Consider the following 25,348-nt stretch of genomic DNA (forward strand, 5'->3'; position numbering starts at 1 on the left):
GTGCGCTACCACGACGAGTTTTGTGCGTAGCCGCCGTTCGGGCTGATCGTCAGGTTCACGGTGCCCCCACAGGTCGCTCCGAAGTGTGGTGGGGTGTAGCCCGCGTGTCCGATCTCGGTGTTTCCGTTCGCCGAGTTGATGTTCTCGGGGTATCCGCTCCGGGAGAAGCCACCGCATCTGTCGCCTGTGATCGAGAACGACACGTTATAGCTCCCCCGGTCCGCGCTGGGGATGTCCGACCAGTTCAACTGGAGCGTCCGGCAGCCTGAACCACCACTGTCACAGTTGATCTGGCGACCCTGGGTAACCCACACGCGGGGCGGGTCGGGTGGCGGCGGTGGATTGGGGTCAGCTTCGGCTCGTCGAGTATTCGCAGAACTCGGTCCGACATCGCCGTGGTTGTTCACCACCCGTACTTCAATCTCGTATGATTCTCGCCATCCGCCGGTACGGGTCACCCGGTCCGAAGGGCTGGCATTGCTCCAAGAACTCCAACTGCCCCAGTTGCCTCCGTCCGGCTGGCTCCGGATCCGATACTGACTGCGCTCAATCGTCGCGCCATTGCCGTCGGGCGCCTCCCAGGTGAAAGTCACCTCGCGCAAGTTTGCCGATGACCTGACGTTCGGTCGACCAGGTGGACCATACGTCGAGAAGTTCGCCGACGCCTGGCTCCAATCACCGCAGTAGGTGTTGCAGGCTCGGACACGCACCTGATAGCTCTGTCCGTCCTGCGGCACGCTGATGGTGCCGCTTCCCGGCAGCGCCTGTGCGTCACCTCCGCTGAGGCTGTACTCATAGCGACTGATCGCTTGACCGTTGTTGTTCGGCGCGGTGTACCTCACCGTGGCCTGGTTGTCGTTCCCGGTCGGTGCGGCGCTGACCCCCGACGTCTGCCCGGGAGCACCGAAGGATCGCACTTCCCTCGATGCAGGCGACGTCTCCGAGTCCCCGGAGCGGTTGATCGCCACGAGCGTGAAGTAGTAGTCGTGCGCGTTCTCCACCTGCACTTCACGGGAACTGTCCGCGCCGCCGGGAGTGAACGTTTGAGCGAGTGACCCGTCCTGGTACATCCGCAGTTCGTAGGACTGGATCGGATCACCATTGTCGCCCGGAGCCGTCCAGGAGACCTGAAGGCGCCCGCCCGCGGAGTCATCGATTCGGGTCGCGTTCGGTGCTGCGGGCTGTAGCGGCGGACCCGAAGGGTGCTCAGGAGCGGACCACGCGCTCCACTCACCAGGATCGGGAGCATCGTTGATCGCGCGCACGCGGAACGTGTAATCCTGCCCGTTACGCAGACCATCCCAGGTGAGCGTGGTGCCGTTGACCTGCTGCTGGCCGGCACCATCCGCCGGGGAGATCTGCACGTCGTAGTGCGTGATCGGAGTGCCCTCGTTCCGCGGGGCGGTCCAGTCCACGTCCAACTCACCATCGCCGAACGTCAGGGTCGGAGCCGCCGGCGCCTCGGGGCGCACATCCGGCGTGGCCTCGGCCGAGGATCCGCTGGCAGGTGAGTCGCCCACCTCATTGGTGGCCGTAACGGCGAAGGTGTACGTGGTCCCGTTGGACAGTCCGGTGATCGTGCAGGTGGTGGTGGGGCACGCCTGGGACCCGCTGCCGTACTCGACCGTATAGCCACTGATCGCGGCGCCGTTATCTTCCGGTGCGGTCCAGCTCAACGTCACCTCACGGTTGGCGACGTCTTCGACCAGCGGGATCGTGGGAGCCTCCGGCACGCCGAGAACGGCGGCCGTGATCTGCCCCTCCACGGCGCGGTCCGGTTCCCCGGTCACATCCACCACCGTGTAGGTCGCGGTCAGGCGCCCCACGAAGTCTCCCGCAGGAGTGAGCGTCACCTGGTCGCCGTCGATGGAGATCGACCCGTTGCCGTCGCTCATCGCAACCGAGAGAATCTCCCGCGGCTCCCCAGGGAACGGGTTCGAATCGTTCGCCAGCACCGGAACGGTCACCGAATCGCCCTGGTGCACCTCTCCCACGTCGTCGGAGTTGGTGGCGATCAGCGGACGGTTGCTCGCGGTCGCGCGCAGCACGATCACTGCCCGGACCGGATCGCTCTCACCATCAGTCACCTCGATCACGAGGTCCACCGACGATCCCGCCGGAGTGTTCTCATGTGCACTGGCGGTGAGGATGTACCCGTCCAGGCTGGCGTCGAAACCACTCGCTTCCTCGGCGATCCGGTAGGAGAGATCGGTCGAGCGCCCGTCCGGGTCCTCGGCCAGCCGGGCGATGTCGAGGGAAACGGACTCACCGCCCTGTTCGGCCTCCAACGAGCCGTCCCGCATCCGCGGGGGCTGGTTCTCCTCCGACACCACCAGGATGTCCAGGGTCAGCACGGACGTGAGGATGTCGTTGTCGTTGATGTCCTCCGCGTCGGTCACCTCGAAGGTGAGCGTGGCGGGACCGACGTAGTTCGGATCGGAGGTGTATTGCAGGGTGTCGCCGTCCACCACGGGTGAGGAGCCGTCGGAGTTGGTGGCGCGAACACCGCTGGTGTCGGACAGTTGCACGGGCTGCCCACTGAGGGCCACCACGTAGTCGTTGATCTCGATGGTCTCGCTCTCGCCGGCGAGCACCTCGATCACCTCGGTGTCCGGGCGCAGCACGGGACCGGTGTCCTCGGTGCCAGGCACGTCGATGAAGGCGTAGGAGGACAGATCGTCCTGGTCGGTCACCCGATAGGTGATCACTTGCCGAGTGGGCGCAAGGGTCACGGTCACGGTCTCGCCATCGACGGAGCGCGCGTTCTGCTGACCGTCCGGGACGTCCACGGTGAGACTCTCCACGCTCCCGTCCGGATCGCCGTCGTTGGCCAGCACGTCCACCTCGACCTCGTCACGCTCGAGAATGGCCGCCGGGGGCACCACATCGTCCACGGCCACCGGAGGCAGGCGGGGACTATCGGGATCCACGGTGACCGTGAGCAGACCGCTGGCTGTACCACCGTGCAGATCGCTCACGTGGTAGGTGACCAGGTGCTCTCCGACGCTGGAGGGCGCGAGGAAGGTCAGTTTGCCTTCACGTACGCGCACATCCTCGATGGCGCTCTCGGAGACGGCGGGATCGTCGAACGTCAACAGATCACCATCGGGATCGGTGTCGTTCGCGAGGACGTCCACCTCGATCGGCCGCTCCGGCGGCACAGTGATCTCGTCGTTGACGGCCACCGGGGATCGGTTCTCCGCCGGGGGCGGGATCACCCCGACCAGGACCTTCGCCTCGGCGATGGCCCCCATCCGATCGCGCACACTGTAGGTGAACTCGTCCGGGCCGGCTGAGTCAGTGAACGCCTGATAGTCGATGTAGGAAGGTCCGACCTCGACGATCCGGCCCAACGCCGGCGGTTCGTCCACGCCGAGCAGTTGTACGGAGTCACCGTCCGGGTCGATCCCATACAGCTCGATGGGGATCCGGATCCGCTCCCCGGAGAAGGCACGAGTGTCCACATCGCGCGGCTCCGGTGGCGTGTTCGCATCCTCGGCGCGAGCCTGCACGTACACCCGGATCGTGGCGGAGTCCTGCCTGCCGTACTCATCGGTGATGGAGTACACCGCGGTGAACGTGCCCGCCTCGTCCGGGGCCTGGTAGCGGATCACCTCACCAGCGGTGAACATCAAGCCGTCCTGAGGTTCTTCCGAGAGCTGGGGATCGAGGGAGAACTCAAAACCGTTCGGGTGCGTGTCATTGCTGAGCACCGGGATGGTCACGTGGTCGCCGGCACGCACCCGCGTCTCATCCGGTACAGCAACTGGTGCTCGGGTGCCGCTCTCGGTGTCCATTGGCTGCACCAGCACCTCACCCACAGCCGAGCGGGTGCCGTTGGAGACGGTGTACTCGATGGTGACCGGTTCGGTCAGGGTGCGGTCGGAACTGATCCGCAGGATCCGGTGCTCCAGCACCGCCACGCGCAGGCCGTATCCGGAGGGCACCTCGATCTGCTGGACGCCCAGCACACCGCCGGCCGGATCCTCATCGTTGGCGAGCACATCCACGAGAGTGGTGCCCCCCGGCGGGAGGAAGGCCGTGTCCGTGGCGGCAATCGGATCCAGGTTCTCGGGTGCGAGCACGCGGACCCGGATCAGGCCGGTGGCGGAGAGACCATCATCATCGGCCACCACGTAGAGCAGGTAGTAGTCGCCGGCGGAGGACGCACTGAACGTGAAGGTGGAATCGTGTTGACGCACGGTCGCGCCCTCCACGGACTGCACGTTGGCGAGCCGCAGCGGCCGGTCATTGGGATCGTGATCGTTGGCGATCGGGTCGATCTCGATCGACTGATCCACGAACGTGGTGGCGTAGTCGAACACGGCGGTGGGCGGCTGGGCAGCGTCCGGAAGCACCTCTACATCGATCTGGATCTCGGTGCTCGCCTGCCCGTCGGTGACCTCAAGGAAAACCGACTTGGTGCCCGTGGACCCACCTGGATCGGTGATCGAGACGAGACCGTCAGGCTGAGGCCGCACCTGCAGGCCGGCAGCGTCAGTGGTGCCCGCCACGTAGATCGCGTCCCCGTCGGGGTCGATGACATCGTCGATGACGTTCACCTCGACCGATTCACCGGCGGCGATCTGGGTGGTGATCTCCTTGAGTTGCTCCGGCGGGTTGTTCGTCCCCGGCGGGACCACGTCCAACCGGACGGCGGCCTCGTCAGTGCCACCTCGTCCGTCGTCAGCCATGTACTGGAACGAGGCGCGGCCGCTCGCGGTGGGGCTGACCCGGATCTGCAGGGCACGTCCGCCGTGGACCGCTTCCACCGTTCCGAAGGACTCCGGGATGTTCTCGCTCACTGAGGCGGTGAGCAGGTCACCGTCGGCATCGGAATCGTTGTGCAGCACGGGAAGAACCACGATGCGTCCGGCGCGCACACCGAACTGGTCATCGACGGCCACCGGCGGGCGGTTCTCTGCCTCCCGGTCGAGTTCAACCTCGCGCTCCTCGAGGTCCTGAGATTCCTCTTCTTCCTGCTCGTCCTCGTCCGTCGGCGGGGTGGCGTCCTCCCAGTTGTCCACCAGGATCAGCGCATCCTCGACCATCCAGGAGTTCCCGGTGGAGAGTTCGTTGAGCACCACATAGGTGCGATTCACCCGGAAGGCCAGATCCCCGCCCGTGGCGCCTGGGACATCCAACGTCTCCGGCATCGCGTCACCGCACTGGCGCAGGTAACCGGAGGGTCCACCGGCCCACGCACTGTGGACGCATCCCGCCACCTGCACCGGCTGTGCCGGTGCGCCGGCTGCGGGTGAGGGGTGCATCACCGGGTCCGAGCCGTCCAGGGGCACTGTCACCAGCGCGTCGGTCGTGGCCAGCGCCACTTTGCTGCCGCCCGTGCTGGGCGCCTGCAGCCGCGCCGAAGCACCGTCGACGCCCAGATCGGTCAAGGAGATCGGCTCCTCGCCCGGGCGGACCAGGGTGAGCTCGTCGGTGGTGGGTTCATAGGTGAGCGCGACCGGTTCGTTCCCGACCACGGTCAACTGAGTCGTGGCGTCGGTGAACAGGGCCGGATCGATCTCGAGGACCTCCGGCTCCTCCCGATTGCCCGGGGCGAAGCTGAGCAGTTCGCCATCGGCGGCGTTCAGCCCATAGGCCGTTCCGTCGTCGGCGATCGCCTGGGCCGCACCGGCCCCCAGCACGGCCTGAGGGTCCTCGCCGGCCTCACTGAGCACATTCAACTGATCCAGGCCCAGCACTCGCCATTCACCGGTCTCCTCGACGAGTACACCCACGGTGTTGTCACCGAGTTGGACGTCCGAGCCGGTGGGCAGCGGGACGGCCGAGCCACGTACTGCGACGGACACCGGGTCCACCTGCTGCAGCGTGCTCCCAGCACGGTCACGGATGAGCACGGTGTCCTCGCGCTGGAGGAGGTCGACATCCTGGCTCAGCGCGGCCAGCGTGGCGTCGATCTCCTCGACCGGGTAGTTCAACCGACCGACGAGGATGGACTCATTGTTCGAGACCCAGACGCCACCGTCATTGAGATCGACGTCAGCAGTGGCGACGCCCTCGTAGTTCAGGCTGAGGGCCACCACCGTGCCGAGGACGAGCGACATCACGGTGGTGCTGGCCACGGTGCGCTTGTTGCGGCGCAGGCCAGCCTTCCAGCTCACTCGAGTTCCCCGATTCGTCGCCCACCAGATCCGTCGGTCAGTTTACGGTCTCCGGCGCCATGGTGGGAGGGAGAGAACTGCCCATGCGCATGAAGCGTCAATCGGAGCCCTCAGCATGGCGTTCGGCATTGGCCTCCAGCAGTTCCAGGTCGGCAGCGACGACCAGCCGAGACGCCACCGCGTGCTCCACCAGCCGCGCGCGCCGGTTCACGGCGAGCTGCCCGGGCGCACCGCGCAGGCCACGCACCCCGAACCGGGCGAGCTTCTCGCAGACATTGTCGAGTTTGCGGTTGAACCGGGTGATCGCCCATCCCAGGCGAGCAGCCGCCTGTGCGGAGGTAGGGATGGAGGCCGTCGAGCCGCGGCCCCGCAGCACCGGTTCGGCGAGTGCGATGATCAACAACTTCTGAGTCTCGGTCATCGTGACCGGGCCGATGGTGGTCTCCCCCACCTGTGTGGTGGAGGGTGAAGAGGCCTCGAAACTCGGCGAATCGCCCACGATGCCGAGTTCATAGGTGGTCGGGCCTGCGGTGAACAGCACGGAAGTGTGCGCGAACACCAAGGGAAGCCGGGCCCCCGGGGCCAGCCAAGCCTGCATATTGCCGTCCGAGTCCGCCACGGTCGCTGAGATCCGGCTTCCGACGTTCTCCAGCCACCAGAGATCGTCGTGGAAGGAGATCGTCAGGAAGCGGCGGTGCAGGTAGGGGTTGTCGTCGATCTCGAGATCACCCTCGCGGCCGATCTGGAATGTGTGCCCATCGGCAACGTCGAACCATTCCCCACAGAACTCCACCTGGATGTTCATCCCTGCGTTCCTCCCTGCCGCCTCATACGCATTCCTCCGGGCTGTCCGCCGCATCCGAAGTCTGCCTGGTCTCATTGATGCTGAGCACCCGGATGCACACCCGGTCGGCCTCGTCGGTGACCGTCACCGAGGTCTGATCACCCACCGAGGTCAGGCCCCCTGCCGAGTCCCCTTCGGTCACCTCGTAGGCATACTCCAGGGAGCCATCGTATGCGGGGGCGCGCCACACCGCGCTGATTTCGGACCCCTCCCGTTCGAGCGTGAGGCCATCCGGCGGGGGCGGCACAGGTAGGGCACTCACGGTCGGCGCCGACGTGGGCTCGGTCGTGGGGCTGGTCGGGTCGATCGGGTCGCCCGAGTTCAGGGCGCCGTAGGTGATCACCGTCACCGTGGCGGCCACCACGATCGCGGCCGCTCCGGCAATCAAGGCCGTGCGGGTACGGGTCCGCAGGGGTGTTCCTTGGCGCTCTGGCTCGCCGGGTGCCTGGGCGTCAGGGACGTGAGCGGCGGGCTGCCCGTACCCGGCCGCAGGTGCGTGTGGCGCGACGTCGGCGACGCCACGCAACCGGGTGGCATCTGCCTGCGCCGACGGCGGACGTTGCGGCACCGTACTGATCGATCGGACACGAGTCTGATCACCCTCGATCGGATCCGATGACGACCCCATCCAGGAGGTGTCCGGGATGTCCAGGGCAGTCGGCGTCAGGTGCAGTTCCTGCTCCACTTGGTGGATCGCCCGGGCGAACTCCGCCGCCGAGCCGTACCGCCTGGCCGGATCCTTGGCCATCCCGCGCGCCAGCACCGCCTCCAGGGACGCCGGAACGTCATCACGCCCGATCGGTGGCACCCGATCACGTTCGATCCGGGTGATCAGATCCAAGGCAGTGTTGGATTTGCCCGGTAGCTCGAACGGTGAACGCGCAGCCAGCAGCGTGTAGATCGTGGCAGCCAGCGCATAGACGTCACCAGGAATGCCACGCTGGGCGTCCTCGGCGAAGAACTCCGGAGCCGCCCACGGGATCGACATCCCAGCCTGCTCACGATCATCAGCCGCACCGGTGCCGGTGGCCACTGAGATGCCGAAGTCGGTGAGCGCTGGCCACCCGTATGCGGTGGTCAGCACGTTCGCAGGCTTGATGTCCCGGTGCAGAATCCCGGCCCGGTGCGCCGTCTCCACAGCGCCGGCCAGGCGTACCGCAATCCGCAGACTCTCGGCCACGCCGATCCGCTCGTTGCGGTACCGGACCGAGAGGTTCGGGCGCGGGCAGTACTCCATCACCAGGTACGGACGTCCATCCTCGGTGGTGGCCGCGTGGAAGACCGTCACGATCGAGGGGTGCGTGGAGAGCTGGGCCATCAGGTTCGCCTCGGCCGTGAACTGCTCCAGGCCGTCCTCGGTGACGGCGCTCGCGAGCAACGCCTTGACCGCCACCTCACGCCGGGGCATGTGCTGGTGGTAGAGGAAGACATCGGCGAACCCGCCGCTGCCGAGTAGACGTTCGTAGGTGTATCCGGGAATGTCCGGGGGGCGAGAGGGAGGTCGTCGTGTCACGTCTGCTGCGCCTGCTCCGGTGCCTCGATGGTGCCGGAGACCCCGTCGCCGAGATCGATGAGGGTGCCGATCGGTACCGGCACCGCTTCTCCGGCGTGCAGGCGCCTCGGTAGGCCGCCAGGGACCACCACGAGTGTGCCGTTGGTGGAGTTCAGATCGGTGACCAGGAGGTGATCGCCTTCCACGCGGAGCTCCACGTGCGTGCGGGAGATGTCCTGCTCGGGGCTCGGCACCGTGACCAAGCGGGGCTCCACGTTCACGCCGAATCTGCTGGATTCGGGCGCGCGCCCGATGAGCACCGGACGATCCAACACGATGCGTGCCCCAGTGGATAGGACCAGCGTTCCCATGGCCGAACCAGGCCCCGTACCGGTGAAGTCCTCGGCGTCGCCCGGGCCCGGCACGATCGTGGCATCGCGCATGCTCGCGAGATCGGAGACCATCACGGTGGACCCGTCATGGTCTCCCTCGAGACCCGTCGGGATCGCCGCCGCAGCCTCGGCGCCGGCTGGTGTCTCGCCCGATCTGCGACCACGGATCGGTGCCCGCACCGTGTGATCGTCAATCTCACTGAGGTTGCCGCCTGCGCCATCGAGATCATCCTCGGCGGCAGGTTCCGGCGCGTGGTGCTGTGCGGCGGGCGCGCCACCTTGCCGGGCAACCTCGGCCACCGCCCACGGCACCGAGTCGATGATCCCCGAAGCGGGTTTCGGTGGGACGGCGGGGTGCACCGTGGATTCGGACACGCCCGCCTCAGTGGAGCGCACCTCGTCTGGGTCGTCCTCAGCGGCGATGGCGACGTGGCCGGCCTCGGATCCGCCGCCCTCCGCCATGTCTGGTTCATCGGTTGCCACGGGCGCGTCAGCGGGTGGGGTGGCCGGCTGCGCCGGTTCTGTCACCGCTGGTGACGTCTCGGCAGGTGCGCCCGTCAACGATTCTCTCGCGGAACGGCTCCCGCCGGTGGAGCGCTCTTCGGTGTCCACAATGCCCACCGATTCGGCGGCCACGACGCCGACCGACCAGGGCAGGCCGTCCTCGTCAAGGTGACGGCCGCCGTCGGCGGATCCCGCCTCGAGCCGGAACGCTCCGGCCGCCAGGACGGCCTCGCGCCACGTGCTCATTCCGCGACCATGCAGTTCCTGATCGGCGCAGACCACCACCACGTCACCGCGTGCCAGCACCCGGAGCTGAGTTCCGGACCGCTCGACCAGTGCGAAGTCCGCGAGGCTGGTGAGCCCGCCCCCTGCGAGGATCTCCAGCCAGGAGCTGAGCGGACGCCCGCCGGCCATCGCATCCCACAGCGTGCGCACGTGCACGGTGCTGAACGACGGGTGCAGCAGGGCTGCACCGGCGTCGGTCATGATGGCCGACCACGAGCCCGGGAGATACCGCGCGTGTGCTTGCGTCATTGCTGTCATGACGATGCATCCCTTCCCTGCGAGAGCCGATTGCCTCTCGGCACGGTATCGGCGACGTCGTCATCCGCGCGCGCCCGAGGTGCCGTCATCGAGACGTCCGCACCCTCCAGATCGACCACGATCACCGACACGTTGTCCCTGGCGCCGCCCGTGAGCGCGTCGTTCAGCAGCCGCTCTGCCGCCGCCGTGGCTGCCGGTTCTGCGGCGAGCACGGCCGCAATGGCCGCATCGGTGAGCTCACCGGTCAGACCGTCGCTGCAGATCACCAGCCGATCCCGGGCCCCGGCGTGCAGTCGCCAGAAGTCGGCCTCGGCGTCGGAATTGGTATCCACGGCGCGCGTGATCACGTTGCGCTGTGGGTGCTCCCGTGCGGTCACGTGATCGATGGCACCGGATTCGATCAGCTCCTGCACCAGCGAGTGATCGACGCTGATCTGCGTCAGAGTCTCGTCGCTGTAGCGATAGACCCGCGAATCGCCGACGTTGAATACCAGCCAGAACGGGGCTCCCTCGTGCACGGTGATGAGTGCACCGGCCACGGTGCTGCCCGCCGTCACCGGCTCAGCCTGCGGCTCGGCCTGACCCTGCAGGGCCGCCCGCATCCGGTTCTGCGCGGTCCGGATCGCCTGCTGGACCTGGTCGGGACGAACTTCCTGGTCCGGGTCGAACTCGCCGACGAACTCCTCGAATGCGCGCACCACCGCGGCCGAGGCGATTTCGCCGTGGATGTGTCCGCCCATCCCATCGGCCACCAAGAACAGCGGTGGCCGTGCCAGCACGGCGTCCTCGTTCACGGCACGCCGACCACCCGCGTCGGTCCCGACTCCCCACGCCACCTGCACCGGTTCGCCACATCCTCTCTTCCCCAGGCACCCGGCCCGAGTTCCGCTTGATCCTACGGTGGTCAGAACAGGGTCGGGAACACCCCCCAATAGGCGGCGATCACCAGGAGCGAGGTCGCACCCAGGTGGGCACTCCACCAGATCACCGCGTGGCCGGCGCTGAAAGCCGTGCGGCCGAGTGTGCGCCGCGCGTTCGCTGCAGCATCCACCGAACGGACCCCGACAGCCACGGCAAGGATGCCGAGCGCGTGCAGAGCAACCCACCCCCCATGCACCACCAGATCATCAGTGCGGTAGTTCAGTGCGAGGGATGCCACGTAGGCGACGTAGGCAACGAAGACCACCATGATCGCCACTGCGCTCATCATGGTGGCGGCCGTGAATCGGGCCAATGGGGGCGGGAAGGTGTGCGGACGTTGCCCGCGCAGGCGAGCCACCCCGCGGCCCACCGCCCAGACGGCAGGTGCTACCAGAAGAAGGACGAACGCACCCAGTAGTGTCCAGACCAACATGTCGCCATCGGCATACCAATGCGGATGGTCCAGGGGCGCTGCCCGGAATCGCTGCTCTGGTTGGTCCCCGGCGATCCGTGGTTCGGCGTCGGCCGTGACCGGCAGGCCGAGTGTCCATCGCGCGAGCACGTCCAGGAATCCCTCGGCCAGCTCACCGTTGACGCGGACACCGTGGTTGGCACCCTCGAAGTAGCGGACCGTGTAATCCGCGTTGCCGGCCGCGGCCATGTCATCAATGACCGCCAACGGCCCTTGCACGATCGGCATCGACGCGTCATCGGTGCCGTAGATCATCAGCACTGGCTGGGTGAGCTGACGCTGCCACGGTCCGGCGTCGAAGTCCGCATACTCGAAACCGCCTCCGGGTGGGTGAGCGCCCACCCCCCGGGGGATCGCGCGCAACAGCGCCTCCGGCACGCCCACGTTGCGCAGGTACGAATCCGCGGCGAAGGCCATCTGTTCACGAGGCGGCACCACGGGAGCGGAGACGAGGATCACGAAACCCACCGCAGGTTCCTCAGCGGCGGCGATCGGTGCGATCCATGCGCCTTCACTCTCGCCGTAGACGCCCACCATGTCCGGGTTCACCCCCGGCCAATCACGCAGCACGGCCCACGAGACCAGGTAGTCCTGCGCCATCGCGGGATAATCCCGGCTTGCGGTGGTGTACGTGTCCAGTCGCTTCTCCGGCACCAGCACGTATACCCCGGCGCTGGCCAAGGCCACCGCCTGATCCGCGAAGTTCGTGTGTGCACCGGTACCGGCCCCGTGCATGAAGAGCACACCTGGTCGCTCGCCGGGCGCGCCCACCGGAGCGGTGAGAGTGGCGAGTACGTGGGCGCCACCGAGTTCGATCTCGAAGACATCCTGCTCGATCTCGTACGTGCCGACCGGGTCGGTCATCACCTCCGACCCGATCGCGACATCCGAAGTCGCGGGGACGATCGTCTGCTCAAGCGGCTGCGGCGTCCAGCGCGGGCCGGAGAGGGATCCGATCATCCCGAAGGCGATGACGATGACGAGCGTCACCACGAGTTTTCGGTACTTCACCGCTTCACATTATCCGGCCCGCACGGCACCGCCGCACACTCACGCGCCCGGGGAGTACCACATCAGCGCCGGCGATGATCGCCGCATCAGAACCCGAGGCGCTGCAGGTGCTTGGGGTCGCGCTGCCAGTCCTTGGCCACTTTGACATGCAGGTCCAGGTAGACCGCGGCGCCGAGCAGTGCTTCGATCCCGTGCCGCGCGCGGGTGCCGACATCGCGCAACCTGGCCCCCTTACTGCCGATCACGATGGCCTTCTGCGAATCGCGTTCCACGAACAGGTTCACATGCACATCGAGCATGTCCCGGCCGTCCTTCGCGGGCCGCTCACGAGGCACGATCTCCTCCACCACCACCGCGAGTGAGTGGGGCAGCTCCTCACGCACGCCCTCCAGCGCAGCCTCGCGCACCAATTCGGCCACCATCACGTGCTCGGGTTCATCGGTGAGTTCACCGTCCGGGTAGAGCGGCGGCGATTCGGGCATGTGGCCGCGCAGTACCTCGACGAGTTCGTCGAGCTGATAGCCGGTGGTGGCGGCCACCGGGATGATGTCAGCCCACTCGCCCAACTCGGCCACCTTCATCAGGTGCTCCGTCAGCCGCGGGCGGCCTACGGCGTCGGATTTGGTGGCCACGGCCACCACCGGGGTTCGGGCCTCCGCGAGTCGGGCCGCGATATAGCGGTCACCTGGGCCGACCAACTGATCGGCGGGAAGGCAGAAAGCGATCGCGTCCACCTCAGCAAGCGTGCCGATCACGAGCTCGTTCAGCCGTTCCCCGAGCAAGGTACGAGGCCGGTGAACACCCGGCGTGTCCACCAGGATCAGCTGCGCATCATCGCGGTGCACGATGCCGCGGATCGCATGCCGGGTGGTCTGTGGGCGGCCGGAGGTGATGGCGACTTTCTGTCCCACCAGCGCATTCGTCAGCGTGGACTTACCGGCGTTCGGGCGCCCCACCACGCAGATGAATCCGGCACGGTGCTCACGGGAGCCGCCGTTGCTCGCCACATCGCGGGGGCTCATCGAGCAGCCAGGAAGGTCAGGAGGAGTTGGCGTTGCAGACCGAACATTTCCTTCTCCTCTTCCGGCTCGGCGTGATCGAACCCGAGCAGATGCAAGATGCCATGCGTGGTGAGCAGCAGCATCTCCTCTTCGGCGGAGTGACCAGCCGCCCGGGCCTGATCCTGGGCCACGTCTGGGCATACAACGATCGACCCGAGCATGCCCTCCTCGCTCGGTTCTCCCTCCAAGCCGGGGCGCAACTCGTCCATCGGGAAGGAGAGCACATCGGTGGGCCCCTCCTCATCCATCCAGCGCACGTGCAGCTGCGACATCACCTCGGCGTCGGCGAACCGGATCTCCAGTTCAGCCTGCGGGTGCACATGCATCGCATCGAGTACGTGGCGGGCGAGCGCAGCGAACTCGGCCTCGTCCAGGCGGTGCCCGGACTCGTTGGTGATCTCCACGCTCATGAGTGGCCTTCCTGATCCGGCCGTTCCGGCACCCCACTCATCGATGGCCGTCCTGGTTGCCGCGCGCGCTTCGGGTGCCGCGTACACCGTGGCCCCCGTGCTCAGCGCGCGTGACCCCGGTGGGCCGATGGGTCTCGAACCGGGAGTAGGCATCGATGATGTCGGCAACGAGACGGTGCCGCACCACATCTGCGCTGGTGAGCCGGCAGAAAGCGACGTCGTCGAGATCGGTCAGGATGTCCTGCACTACCCGCAGACCAGAATCCGCGCTGCCCGGCAGGTCGACCTGCGTGACATCGCCAGTCACCACGATCCTGGACCCGAAGCCGAGCCGGGTCAGGAACATCTTCATCTGCTCGGCCGAGGTGTTCTGCGCCTCATCGAGGATGATGAACGCATCGTTGAGAGTACGCCCGCGCATGTACGCCAGCGGTGCCACCTCGATCGTGCCTGCAGCCATCAGACGCGGGATCGACTCCGGGTCGACCATGTCATGCAGTGCGTCATAGAGCGGGCGCAGATACGGATCGATCTTGTCGTTCAGCGAACCCGGCAGGAACCCGAGCCGCTCCCCCGCCTCCACTGCCGGGCGGGTGAGCACGATCCGGTTGACCTGCTTGGCCTGCAGGGCCTGCACGGCCTTGGCCATGGCCAGGTAGGTCTTGCCCGTCCCGGCCGGCCCGATCCCGAAGACGAGGGTGTTGCGGTCAATCGCCTCCACGTACTCCTTCTGCCCGAGAGTCTTGGGGCGGATCGTCTTGCCCCGGTTGGACAGGATGTTCATGGTGAGCACCTGTGCGGGGCGCTCCGAGGTGCTGTCGGTGAGGATCTTGATCGCACGCTCGACGGCGTCGGCAGTCAGCGGCGTGGTCGAGGAGGCGATCTCACTGAGTTCGTCCACGAGTCGTTCAGCGAGCGCAACCTCACCGGGCCGCCCGGTCAACGTCACGACATTGCCGCGCACATGAACGTCCACGGCAGGGAACCCGGTCTCGATCGCGCGAAGTACCTCATCGCGTTGCCCGAGCAAGGCCACCATGGGGACGTGCTCAGGAATGGTCACCTGGTGCCGGACGGCGTCGTCGGCGGGAGTACTGGAACTTGTCATGGGCGGGGCCGGTGGCCCGAATCTTCCCCTCGTGGGTGGTGTGGACAACGCAATCCTACCGAGGGAGCCCGTGGTGCGCCGAGTCGATATCCACGCTGGTCTCAACCCCAGCGACCGAGCTGCTGGGCGAGCAGCGCAAGCGCGATAGGGCCAGCGGTTGAGGTACGCAGGACGTGCGGGCCGAGTCGGACCGCGTGTGCGCCGGCCGTGGTCAAGGCCTTGACCTCGCTCTCGGTGAGGCCGCCTTCGGGACCGACCACCACGAGCACCTGCTCAGCCGTGGCCGTGATGGGTGCCTCGCCGATCGGGACGGAGGCTTCCTCATGCAACACGAGCACCGGATTTCCTGCCTCCACCGCGGCTGCCGCCTGCTCCCGCAACTGCGCGCCAACCACGAGGTCCGAGACGGCTGGGACCTGGGCACGGCGGGACTGTTTCGCAGCAGCGAGGGCCACCTGCTGCCAGCGCGCCACGCCTTTGCGGGCCTTCTCACCTCGCCATTGCGAGACCGACCGTTCAGCCTGCCATGGCACCACACGGTCCAGCCCGACCTCGGTCCCTGCCTCCACGGCGAGCTCATCCCGCCCGCCCTTGGCGAGCGCCTGCACAAGCACCAACTCCGGCGTAGCGCGCACCTCCTGCGTGAGGGTCTCGGCGGTCAGGGTCACTGCGGCGTCGGTGCCCCCGGCAACGTCCGTCACGGTCCCGGTCACGCGCAGGCCTGCGCCGTCGATGAGGTCGATCACCTCGCCCACCCGCACCCGGCGAACTGTCGCAGCGTGGCGGGCATCGGCACCGGTCAGCGTGACGGGCGCACCGGCCCGGGCAGTGTCGAGGCTGCCGGGCCCGGCGTGGAAGACCGGCCGGCTCACCGCCCCTGGAACTTCTCTCGCAGGCGGGAGAACACGCCATTGCCCGCGGGAGCGAGCCGTGCCTCCGGCCGCTCCTCGCTGCGCAGACCGGCGAGCTCACGCAACAAGCGCTCCTGCTCCTCGTCCAGTTTGGTGGGCACGCTGACCTGCACGTGCACGTGCAGGTCACCCCGGCCACCACCGTTGAGGTGCCCGACGCCAAGGCCCCGCAGCGTGACCACCTCGTCCGGCTGGGTGCCGGGCCGGATGTCCAGCTCACGGGCACCGTCCAGGGTGTCCAACTCGAGTACGGTGCCCAGAGCCGCGGCTGTCATGGGCAGCTCGGTGGTGCAATGCAGATCGTCCCCGCGGCGGGTGAACAACGGGTGCCGCTTCTCCCGGACCTCAACGTAGAGATCGCCAGGAGGCCCGCCCGCGGGGCCGACCTCACCCTGCCCAGTGAGCTTGATCCGGGTGCCGTCGTCGACGCCGGCCGGGACATTCACCCGGACCGTGCGCTGCGTGCGCACACGCCCCTCCCCGGCACACTCGGTGCACGGGTCGGTGATGATCGAGCCGAAACCGGAGCAGTTGGCGCAGGCGGTGGTGGTCATCACCTGACCGAGGAAGGAGCGGGCCATCCGCTGAACGGAACCGCGCCCGTGACACACCTCGCAGGTTGTCGGACTGGTGCCGGGGCGGCAGCACGACCCCTGGCACGTGGTGCACAGGACGGCCGTCTCCACCTCGATGTCCTTGGTCACGCCGAAGGCGGCCTCGCTCAACTCGATGCTGATGCGCAATAACGCGTCCTGCCCGCGGCGCGCACGGGATGCGGGACCGCGAGAACCCCCGCCACCGGCCGCCGCCTGGAAGAACGTCTCGAAGATGTCGGAGAAGCCGAAACCGGCACCCGCACCGCCCATCCCGGGCTGGCCACCCATGTCGTACATCTGCCGCTTCTCCGGGTTGGAGAGGGTCTCGTGCGCGGCAGCGATCTCCTTGAACTTGTCTTCGCTGCCCGGGCCGGCAACGTCCGGGTGGTGTTGCCGAGCGAGCTTGCGGTAGGCGCGCTTGATCTCCTCGGTCGAGGCGTCACGGGAGACGCCCAGGGTCGCGTAGTAATCGCTCACGTGTGGCTTTCTGGTTCGGAGGTCACGGTGGTCTCAGCCGCCGAGGAAGCGGGAGAGGTAACGGGCGACGGCGCGCACGGCAGCCATCGTGGAGGGGTAGTCCATCCGGGTGGGACCGAGGATGCCGAGCTGCCCCACGGATTCGGTGCCATCGCCACCGTATCCGCTGGCAACGATGGAAGTCTCCAGCAGGTTCTCGTGATGAGTCTCACTCCCGATGCGCACAGCGAGCGGGTGGTCTCGCCGAACGGCCGCCTCAGCGTCTCCGGCAGCCATCTCACTGAGCAACCGCAGGAGCACGACATGCTCCTCGAGTGCTTCCAGGACGGGCCCGATGGTGCCGGAGAAGTCGACATCGGAGCGGGCCAGGTTGGCCGTGCCGGCCATCACGATGCGTTCCTCGGCATCTTCGGAGAGCGTATCCATGATGGTGCCCAGCACGCCGGACACCAGTGGTTGGTCCACCGGTGCGAACGCCTCTTCCACGCCGGCGAGCACGGTGCGCAGCCGGGCGGCGTTGCGACCAGCCACCTCAGCATTCACTCGGGCGCGAAGCTCGGCCACCATCGTCTCGTCGAGATCGGTGGCTGATTCCACAGTGCGTTGTTCCACCCGGCCATTCGCGGTGATGATCACCACGAGGAGGTGCCTCGGCCCGGTGGGGATGAGCTCCACGTGCCGCAGGGCGGAGCGCCGCAGTGAGGGGTATTGGACGACCGCCACCTGCTGGGTGAGTTGGGCGAGCAGCCGCACGGTGCGCTCGAGGACGTCATCGAGGTCGACGGCACCGTCGAGCAGCTCACCGATCGCTCGACGTTCCACACCGGAGAGCGGTTTGATCACCGAGATCTGGTCCACGAACAGGCGGTATCCCTTGTCCGTGGGGATGCGCCCTGCCGAGGTGTGCGGCTGGGCGATGTAACCGCCCTCCTCGAGTGCGGCCATATCGTTGCGGATGGTGGCGGGTGAGACGTTGAGATTGTGCCGGTCCACCAGGTTGCGTGAGCCGACGGGTTCCCGGCTGCGCACGTAGTCCTGCACGATTGCGCGCAAGACCTGCAACTGTCGCTGCGAACTCACCAGATCACCTCCCTGAGGATCAGCACTCGACGTCGGTGAGTGCCAATTCTACGCGGTGGACTCGGCTGCTCTCCCGCGTGGCTGCCGACCCTTGCGCGCCGCCGCCTCTACCCTCGCATCGTGACCCAGGATCGATATGGCTCCGACGTGCTCTCCCACGACCCTCACGAACGCACCCGGGTGCGCACCCAGGACACGCCGGCAGCGCCGGGCCTGGTGGTCGAGGATGTGCAGTCGGGGTGGGTCGGCGCCGTGGTGAGAGTGGAGAAGAGCGGTGGCCAGCAGGTGGTGGTCCTCGAAGATCGCAAGGGCCGCTCGCGCACCTTCCCACTCGGCGCCGGCTTCTGGGTCGAGGGAAAGCCGGTACGCCTGGTACCGCACCGGCCGGCCGTCACCGCTCAGGGCCGGACCCGGACGGCGTCCGGTTCGCTGGCCGTGGCCGGAGCCCGCGCTCGCGTGGCCCGGGGTTCGCGGATCTGGGTGGAGGGACGGCACGACGCCGAACTGGTCGAGAAGGTCTGGGGAGACGACCTGCGCATCGAGGGCGTCGTGGTGGAACTGCTCGACGGCGTGGACAATCTCGACGAGCGGCTCACCGAGTTCGCACCGGAGCCGGGGCGGCGTGTGGGCGTTCTGGTGGACCACCTCGTCTCCGGAAGTAAGGAGTCCCGGGTCGCTGCGGACATCGTCCGGCGCTTCGGCGAGGAGAACGTCCTGGTGGTCGGACACCCGTATGTGGACGTATGGCAGGCCGTCAAACCTGGCCGTCTGGGTCTGCAGCAGTGGCCGCATGTGCCCCGGGGCACCGACATCAAGGTCGGAACTCTCACGGCGCTCGGCTGGCCGGCGCGAGACCAGGCAGATATTGCACGAGGCTGGAAGCGCATCCTGGGCACTGTGCGCGACTACCGGGATCTGGAGCCCAGCCTGCTGGGCCGGGTGGAGGAGCTGGTGGACTTCGTCACCGCGCCCTGATCGACGGCCGGCGCCAGGCCGGCCCACACCGACGGAATTCAGCGTGCTCCGCGAAACGGCCCACGGAGCACGCTGACCGGAACTACCGCAATGCGGGGGTCCGTCCCAGGTTCTGCTGGTACATCCAGGCGGTGGCCATGACGCTCAGCGGAACGGTCACCAGGGAGCCGATTCCGCAGGTGATGCTCGCGGCCATCGCCGCCACGAAGGTGAGCAGGATCAGGATGATGGTCTGCCCGACGCTGCCGATCGCCATCTTGATGGTGTTGCCGATCGCGTCAGCGGTGTTGTCGCGGCGGTCGATCAGGAAGAAGTTGGCGTAGACCGCGAAGAACATCACGACCAGCGGTCCCACGACGAGGACGGACGACAGGGACGCCGTCAGCGAGATCAGGATGGTCGTGAGCAGGACGTGACCGGCGTTCGGGATCTTGAAGAAATCTCCGACCGATACCTGTTCGCCCCGCACCACCTTGATCGCAGCATGGGCCACACCTGCCGCGGCAAAGACGCTGACGAGCACGACGACGACGATGAACAGCAAGATGCTGAAGAAGCCCGCTCCGGTGAGCGCGACGAGCGCCGCTTCGTCTTGCATTCCCGATCCGAACACACCGATAGCACCGAGAATGACGAACCACAGCACCGAGACCACCGCGATGATCGCGGCCCACGCCAACTGACCCAGGACGAACGTGGACCAGTGGGCCTTGAATGCGCCCCAGGCCCAGCTGAATGCGTCCGTCGCCTGAGGTTCAGTCGGGATCGGTGCGTACTGGCCCTGCGGCTGACCGTAGGGTCCCGGCTGCGGCTGACCGTACCCACCCTGCTGGGGCTGCCCATACGGGACACCCTGCGGCGGTTGGCTGTACCCGCCGTGCTGCGGCTGCGCAAAGCCCCCGGGCTGCGACTGGCCGTACGGAATGCCCTGCGAGGGCTGGCCATGCGCACCGCCCGACGGCGGGGGCTGAGTCGGTCCGGACGCCGGAGGCTGGGCCGGTCCGGAAGGCGGAGGCTGGGCCGGCCCGGACGGCGGAGGCGGCTGCGCAGGGCCGGACGGAGGAGGCGGCTGCGCAGGGCCGGATTGCGGCGGCTGGCCGTACGGCGCGGGCGGAGGCTGCGTCGATCCCGCGCCGAAGGCCGGCGCCGATCCTGCGCCAGCCTCAGCCGAACCGTAGTCCTCGGGCTCCGGTGCGGGCGGCGCCTGCTCCTGAGGTGTGTCTGCGCCCTCCCCCGTGGGGTGTTCATTGGGATCGGAGGCATTCTGCCAAGGTTGTTGATCGCTCATGGGAACGAACGCTACTGGTCAGCACCGGGGCGCGCGCAAGCCCGGACACGGCGACGGCGGCCCGGAACGTCCCGGGCCGCCGTCGACGGTTGGTGCGAGTGAGCCTCAGACCTTGGGTGCGATCGGCTGACCGCTCAAGGACCGGTAGGTGTAGGTGATCGCCACGACGCCCATCGGGGCCGTCAGGAACACCCCCAGGCCACAGGTGATGACAGTGGCGATGCCGAGGACGATAAGGAGCACGACCAGCAGCAGAGTCGGGCCCACGTTCTGCTGGACGAGTTGGAGGGAGGTCTTCAGCCCATCCATCCAGGAAACACCGCGGTCGATAATCGCCGACATCGTGAAGATCAGCGCGATCGAAGCGACCAGGACCACCAGCGGACCGAGAACCGGGATCAGGTTGACCACACCGGAGCCAACGCCCCAGATCACGGCCCAGATGAGCGCGTTCTGCATATTCGGGACCTGGAAGACGTCACCGAAGCTTGGCTTGTTGCCCGCAGTCTCCCGCAGGCCGGCGTTCTGTGCGACGGCCTGGACGAATCCGAGGACGAGTGCGGAGAGGATGCCCGCAATCAGCCCCATCGCCGTGAACGACTGGGTGGCGGCGACATTGAAACTCCCGTTGGCGGCATCGAACACGGCCTGAGCACCCGGGTTCAACAGACTGACCAGCAAGGAGACGATGACGACCAGCACGGTCCCGAGGATCCACACGACGGGGTTCTGGATCACCGTCTTCCACGCATAGCCCAGCACTGCGCCGAAGTTGAACTGCTGTGCAGATCCGGCGCCGTAGCCGCCCTGACCGTACTGCCCGGGGTTCACACCCGGTGCCGGCGGAGGGCCGCCGTATCCCGGGCCCGGCTGTCCGTACTGACCGGACTGCCCTGGTCCCGGCGGAGGGGGCGTCTGGAAGCCACCCTGCTCCGGCGACGGGTAGGCACTCGGCGGCTGACCAGCCGCGCCGTAGGTCGGCGGCTGCTGGGGTGCCGCCGGCGGCGCCTGCGGGGGTTCCTGCTGCCCTGGTCCCGGCGGCGGCGGGGTACCCGGCTGCTGCGGCGAACCGTCCGGCTGGGCGCTGTTCGGCTTATCGTCGGGACCCTGCGGGCCCTGCTCCGGTGGTTGCTGGCTCATATCTCCCCAGATCTGACTACGTCGGTTCCGTCACGGTGACGGCGACCACACCGTACCGGTTCCCCGCCTCTCGGGGCCATGGCCATGGTTTGACCACCACCTGGCGTGTCGGCCGCTCAGGTCAGCCGCCGCACCACGGTATCGGCGAGCAGGCGCCCGCGAAGCGTCAGGACCGCGCGCCCGCCAGCGGCTGCCTGAGCATCGATCAACCCGTCGGCCACCAGATCAGGAAGCCGGGCGAGTAACTCCCGCCCCACCTCGAGACCGTCCGCCAGCCGCACGCCAAGGAGGATCCGCTCCACCTCACGATCGTCGCGACTGAGGGTCTCACTGCCCGCCACAGGGAGCCGGCCACCGGCGAGCTGGGCCGCGTACGGCCGCGGGTGCTTGACGTTCCACCAGCGATGTCCGCCCACGTGCGAGTGCGCGCCAGGGCCGATCCCCCACCAGTCGGCGGAGCGCCAGTACGCGATGTTGTGCCTGCACCGGTCCGACGGTGTACGCGCGAAGTTGGAGATCTCGTACCAGTCGTAGCCGGCCCGGGCCAGGAGGGCGGCAGCGAGCTCGTACTTGTCCGCCTCATCGTCCGGGTCCGGCATCGGCAGCTCACCACGGCGCACCTGTGCGGCCATCTTCGTCCCCTGCTCCACCACCAGGGCATACGCGGAGACGTGATCCGGTTCCAGCGCCACCACTGCGTCGATGGACCGCTGCCACTGCGCCAGGGTCTCCCCCGGCGCCCCGTAGATCAGGTCCAGGGAGACCGACAGCCCGGCCGCGCGTGCCCACCGGACCACCTGCGGTACCCGCTCCGGATCGTGCGTCCGATCCAGGGTGGCGAGAACCTCAGGCACCACGGACTGCATGCCGAACGAGACCCGGGTGAACCCGGCCTCGGCCAGCGCGGCGAGATCGCGGGCATCCACCGAGTCCGGGTTCGCCTCGGTGGTCACCTCGGCATCCGGTGCCACACCCCAGGTGCGCTCGACCGCCTCCAGCATCGAGGCCAACTCACCCGGCGCCAGCAGCGTCGGTGTCCCCCCGCCCACGAACACCGTCCGCACCTCGCGCTGGGGCAGACCCGCCCCAGTCAGCGCCTGGGCCGCCAGCTCGATCTCCGTGATCGCCGTTGCCGCATAGTCCGAACGGCTGGCCCCCTCGCCGAGTTCGTCGGAGGTATAGGTGTTGAAATCGCAGTACCCGCACCGCACCCGGCAGAACGGCACGTGCAGGTAGATACCGAAATCTCGCTGGTCGCCACCCTCGGCGACCGAGGGCGGAAGGAAACCCTCCACGGCCATCCCAGCGGCCGCCGTCGGGCTCATTTCTTGGATTCCTTGCCTCCCGCACCATCGGAGGAGAGTGCGGCGATGAAGGCCTCCTGAGGCACGTCCACCCGGCCGATGCTCTTCATCCGCTTCTTCCCCTCCTTCTGCTTCTCCAGGAGCTTGCGCTTACGGGAGATGTCACCGCCGTAGCACTTGGCGAGCACGTCCTTACGGATGGCGCGCACTGTCTCCCGGGCGATGATCCGTGATCCGACCGCGGCCTGAATGGGGACCTCGAACTGCTGCCGGGGAATGAGTTCCTTGAGCTTGGCGGTCATCATCACGCCGTAGGAGTAGGCCTTGTCCCGGTGCACGATCGCGGAGAAGGCGTCCACCTGCTCGCCCTGCAACAGGATGTCCACCTTCACCAGGTTCGCCTCCTGGACCCCGGCCACGTCGTAGTCGAACGAGGCATACCCGCGGGTGCGCGACTTCAGTTGGTCGAAGAAGTCGAAGATGATCTCTCCCAGGGGCAGTGTGTAACGCAACTCCACGCGTGACTCCGAGAGGTAGTCCATCCCCTCCATCGAACCCCGCCGGTTCTGTGCGAGTTCCATCACCGCACCCACGAACTCACTCGGAGTGAGGATGGTGGCCTTCACGATCGGCTCACGCACGGACGAGATCTTCCCGGCCGGGAACTCGCTCGGGTTGGTCACCACATGCTCAGTGCCGTCTTCCATCGTGACGTCGTAGATCACGCTGGGTGCGGTGGAGATGAGGTCGAGGTTGTACTCACGCTCCAGGCGTTCCCGCACGATCTCCACGTGCAGCAGGCCCAGGTACCCGACCCGGAAACCGAACCCGAGCGCCACCGAGGTCTCCGGCTCGTACACGAGTGCCGCATCGTTGAGCTTGAACTTGTCAAGCGCATCGCGCAGCACCGGGTAGTCGGAGCCGTCGATCGGGTAGAGACCGGAGTAGACCATCGGCTGCGGCTCCGCGTAACCACTCAGCGCATCGGTGGCCGGCTTGTGCGCGTTGGTGACCGTGTCACCCACCTTGGACTGGCGCACATCCTTCACACCGGTGATGAGGTACCCCACCTCTCCCACGCCCAGTCCCTTCGTGGGGTGCGGCTCGGGGATGGACGCACCGATCTCGAGCAGCTCGTGGGTGGCGCGGGTGCTCATCATGAGGATCTTCTCCCGCGGGGAGAGCTGGCCATCGATCACCCGGACGTAGGTGACCACACCGCGATAGGTGTCGTAGACGGAATCGAAGATCATCGCTCGGGCCGGGGCATCCGGGTCCCCCACCGGCGGGGGGATCTGCGCCACGATCTGATCCAGGAGTTCGGTCACTCCGTCCCCCGTCTTACCGGAGACCCGCAGGCAGTCCTCCGGCTCTCCGCCGATCAGGGAGGCCAGCTCATCGGCGAACCGCTCCGGCTGCGCGGCAGGGAGGTCGATCTTGTTCAGGACCGGGATGATCGCGAGATCGTTCTCCAACGCCAGGTACAGGTTCGCCAGGGTCTGAGCCTCGATGCCCTGCGCGGCGTCCACCAGCAGGATGGCGCCCTCACAGGCGGCCAGGGAGCGGGAGACCTCGTAGGAGAAGTCGACGTGCCCGGGGGTGTCGATCATGTTCAGTGCGTAGGCCTGATCCTCGACCTGCCAGGGCATCCGCACGGCCTGGGACTTGATCGTGATGCCGCGCTCGCGTTCGATGTCCATCCGGTCCAGGTACTGGGCGCGCATGGCACGATCGGTGACCACGCCGGTCAACTGGAGCATCCGGTCGGCGAGGGTGGACTTGCCGTGATCGATGTGCGCGATGATGCAGAAGTTGCGCAGCAGCTCCGGCGCCGTGGCGCTGGGCGTGATCTGGGTGGCGGCGGCCGGCGTCGCGATGGGCACGGGAGGGTCAACCTCGATCGGGTCGGTCAGTGGTCAGGGCTCTGCCTATCGTCCCATGGTTGGAGAGGCGGCCCCACATCGCCTGGTTAGGTGCCCGTCGGGCTCACGGGTGTGATGATGGGGTGGTGAGTGCACTTCCGGATTCCATCGGTGCCTTCGCCCGCGGTGTGGGGCGCGTCCTGCGGGTGCCCACCGGCGCGATGCTCGTGCTGGCGACGGCGGCCCTCACCCTGGCCACGCTGCTCGCCGTGGTCAATGCCGTCACCGCCGACACACTCACGGCCGGGCACGTGGTGGTACTGGCCCTGCCGGTAGTGCTGGCCGTACCGGTGGTGGTCTTCGCGATCCGCCGACGGCGGTGGTTCCGTCTGACCACTCGCTCGACCGGGCCGGTGGTCAGTACCGAGATCCTCAGCCCGGACGATCTCGCCGACCGGGTGGAAGAGCAGATGCGCGGCCAGCCGGGTGCCGAGGATGTGCAGGTGGTGCTCGATGCGTTCACCGAGAGCCAGCTCCCGGCCGGCTACGGCGGCGGGCGGCGAGGGAGGGTGAACCGGTGGCTGGGTTCGGGCCGGCTCGGCGTCGTGGGCTACGCCCTGGGCCGGGTGGAGAAAGCCCAGCGCGCGCTGCTGGTGGCGGCAGGTGGCCCGGTGCAGGCGCCGTATTTGAGAGACGATCTGCGAATCAGCGGCCTCGCGCTGATCGGCACGCTCCTGGCCATCCCCCTGGCATCGCTCCTGGCAATCATCCTCGCGCTGGTGCTGCTCAGCAGCTGATGAACGAGGCGGGCCGGGCGGGTGTGCAGCGTGCG

The 25,348-nt window shown here is 67.5% G+C and carries 18 protein-coding genes; 2 read left to right on the forward strand and 16 right to left on the reverse strand.

From position 1 onward, the window contains the following. Positions 1-5 precede the first annotated feature (5 nt). The 12 genes from LQF10_RS10585 to hrcA all read right to left on the reverse strand — a co-directional run bounded on the left by LQF10_RS10585 (position 6) and on the right by hrcA (position 17,947). Entirely contained in the window at positions 6-6,125 is a 6,120-nt protein-coding gene (locus LQF10_RS10585) for an Ig-like domain-containing protein (protein WP_231063816.1), read from the reverse strand. A gap of 97 nt (positions 6,126-6,222) precedes the next feature. Then, positions 6,223-6,930 (reverse strand): FHA domain-containing protein, encoded by a 708-nt coding sequence (locus LQF10_RS10590; protein ID WP_231063817.1) that lies wholly within the window; start codon positions 6,928-6,930, stop codon positions 6,223-6,225. A gap of 22 nt (positions 6,931-6,952) precedes the next feature. Beyond that, a complete protein-coding gene (locus tag LQF10_RS10595) occupies positions 6,953-8,482 on the reverse strand; it encodes a serine/threonine-protein kinase (protein ID WP_231063818.1) in 1,530 nt (509 codons plus the stop codon). Continuing rightward, positions 8,479-9,900 (reverse strand): FHA domain-containing protein, encoded by a 1,422-nt coding sequence (locus LQF10_RS10600; RefSeq protein WP_231063819.1) that lies wholly within the window; start codon positions 9,898-9,900, stop codon positions 8,479-8,481. Before LQF10_RS10600 ends, LQF10_RS10595 begins: the two co-directional genes overlap by 4 nt. After that, the gene (locus LQF10_RS10605) at positions 9,897-10,694 is read right to left on the reverse strand and encodes a PP2C family protein-serine/threonine phosphatase (protein ID WP_231063820.1); all 798 of its coding nucleotides are present in this window, start codon (positions 10,692-10,694) and stop codon (positions 9,897-9,899) included. Before LQF10_RS10605 ends, LQF10_RS10600 begins: the two co-directional genes overlap by 4 nt. A 110-nt stretch (positions 10,695-10,804) precedes the next feature. Continuing rightward, entirely contained in the window at positions 10,805-12,304 is a 1,500-nt protein-coding gene (locus LQF10_RS10610; RefSeq protein WP_231063821.1) for an alpha/beta hydrolase family protein, read from the reverse strand. 86 nt (positions 12,305-12,390) lie between these two features. Next, positions 12,391-13,326, reverse strand: a complete 936-nt coding sequence (era, locus tag LQF10_RS10615; RefSeq protein ID WP_231063822.1) for a GTPase Era — start codon at positions 13,324-13,326, stop codon at positions 12,391-12,393. Further along, positions 13,323-13,775 (reverse strand): rRNA maturation RNase YbeY, encoded by a 453-nt coding sequence (ybeY, locus tag LQF10_RS10620; RefSeq protein WP_231063823.1) that lies wholly within the window; start codon positions 13,773-13,775, stop codon positions 13,323-13,325. The genes era and ybeY overlap by 4 nt, the downstream gene beginning before the upstream one ends. Before the next feature lie 37 nt (positions 13,776-13,812). Then, the gene (locus LQF10_RS10625) at positions 13,813-14,883 is read right to left on the reverse strand and encodes a PhoH family protein (RefSeq protein ID WP_231063824.1); all 1,071 of its coding nucleotides are present in this window, start codon (positions 14,881-14,883) and stop codon (positions 13,813-13,815) included. Positions 14,884-14,984: 101 nt separating this feature from the next. Further along, positions 14,985-15,755, reverse strand: coding sequence for a 16S rRNA (uracil(1498)-N(3))-methyltransferase (locus LQF10_RS10630; protein ID WP_231063825.1), 771 nt, complete (start codon positions 15,753-15,755; stop codon positions 14,985-14,987). Continuing rightward, a complete protein-coding gene (gene dnaJ, locus LQF10_RS10635; RefSeq protein WP_231063826.1) occupies positions 15,752-16,867 on the reverse strand; it encodes a molecular chaperone DnaJ in 1,116 nt (371 codons plus the stop codon). The genes LQF10_RS10630 and dnaJ overlap by 4 nt, the downstream gene beginning before the upstream one ends. 33 nt (positions 16,868-16,900) lie before the next feature. After that, positions 16,901-17,947 (reverse strand): heat-inducible transcriptional repressor HrcA, encoded by a 1,047-nt coding sequence (gene hrcA, locus LQF10_RS10640; protein WP_231063827.1) that lies wholly within the window; start codon positions 17,945-17,947, stop codon positions 16,901-16,903. 120 nt (positions 17,948-18,067) lie between these two features. Here hrcA and LQF10_RS10645 point away from each other — a divergent pair, with 120 nt between their 5' ends. Next, on the forward strand, positions 18,068-18,922 hold the full coding sequence (locus tag LQF10_RS10645) for a DUF3097 domain-containing protein (RefSeq protein ID WP_231063828.1): 855 nt from the start codon (positions 18,068-18,070) through the stop codon (positions 18,920-18,922). An 82-nt stretch (positions 18,923-19,004) separates the two neighbouring features. Here LQF10_RS10645 and LQF10_RS10650 read toward each other — a convergent pair whose 3' ends face one another. The 4 genes from LQF10_RS10650 to lepA all read right to left on the reverse strand — a co-directional run bounded on the left by LQF10_RS10650 (position 19,005) and on the right by lepA (position 24,537). Next, positions 19,005-20,210 carry a hypothetical protein gene (locus LQF10_RS10650; protein WP_231063829.1) on the reverse strand — a complete coding sequence of 402 codons (1,206 nt, stop codon included), beginning with the start codon at positions 20,208-20,210 and terminating at the stop codon, positions 19,005-19,007. A gap of 105 nt (positions 20,211-20,315) precedes the next feature. Then, positions 20,316-21,350, reverse strand: a complete 1,035-nt coding sequence (locus LQF10_RS10655; protein ID WP_231063830.1) for a hypothetical protein — start codon at positions 21,348-21,350, stop codon at positions 20,316-20,318. A 116-nt stretch (positions 21,351-21,466) separates the two neighbouring features. Further along, positions 21,467-22,675: a radical SAM family heme chaperone HemW gene (gene hemW, locus LQF10_RS10660; protein ID WP_231063831.1), complete on the reverse strand. Its 1,209-nt coding sequence runs from the start codon at positions 22,673-22,675 to the stop codon at positions 21,467-21,469. Further along, positions 22,672-24,537, reverse strand: a complete 1,866-nt coding sequence (lepA, locus tag LQF10_RS10665) for a translation elongation factor 4 (RefSeq protein ID WP_290371078.1) — start codon at positions 24,535-24,537, stop codon at positions 22,672-22,674. Before lepA ends, hemW begins: the two co-directional genes overlap by 4 nt. A 125-nt stretch (positions 24,538-24,662) precedes the next feature. Between lepA and LQF10_RS10670 the strand changes: the two genes are divergently transcribed. Beyond that, positions 24,663-25,313: a hypothetical protein gene (locus LQF10_RS10670; RefSeq protein WP_231063832.1), complete on the forward strand. Its 651-nt coding sequence runs from the start codon at positions 24,663-24,665 to the stop codon at positions 25,311-25,313. Positions 25,314-25,348 lie beyond the last annotated feature (35 nt).

Origin of the sequence: Ruania halotolerans (assembly GCF_021049285.1) — a bacterium.
Taxonomy (GTDB): Bacteria; Actinomycetota; Actinomycetes; order Actinomycetales; family Beutenbergiaceae; genus Ruania; species Ruania halotolerans.

What these genes read in the sequence shown, in the direction of transcription:
- LQF10_RS10590 (WP_231063817.1), bottom strand. Translation starts at nt 6,930, where the DNA reads ATGAACATCCAGGTGGAGTTCTGTGGGGAATGGTTCGACGTTGCCGAT.
- LQF10_RS10600 (WP_231063819.1), bottom strand. Translation starts at nt 9,900, where the DNA reads ATGACAGCAATGACGCAAGCACACGCGCGGTATCTCCCGGGCTCGTGG.
- era (WP_231063822.1), bottom strand. Translation starts at nt 13,326, where the DNA reads ATGAGCCCCCGCGATGTGGCGAGCAACGGCGGCTCCCGTGAGCACCGT.
- ybeY (WP_231063823.1), bottom strand. Translation starts at nt 13,775, where the DNA reads ATGAGCGTGGAGATCACCAACGAGTCCGGGCACCGCCTGGACGAGGCC.
- LQF10_RS10625 (WP_231063824.1), bottom strand. Translation starts at nt 14,883, where the DNA reads ATGACAAGTTCCAGTACTCCCGCCGACGACGCCGTCCGGCACCAGGTG.
- LQF10_RS10650 (WP_231063829.1), bottom strand. Translation starts at nt 20,210, where the DNA reads ATGAGCGATCAACAACCTTGGCAGAATGCCTCCGATCCCAATGAACAC.
- LQF10_RS10655 (WP_231063830.1), bottom strand. Translation starts at nt 21,350, where the DNA reads ATGAGCCAGCAACCACCGGAGCAGGGCCCGCAGGGTCCCGACGATAAG.
- hemW (WP_231063831.1), bottom strand. Translation starts at nt 22,675, where the DNA reads ATGAGCCCGACGGCGGCCGCTGGGATGGCCGTGGAGGGTTTCCTTCCG.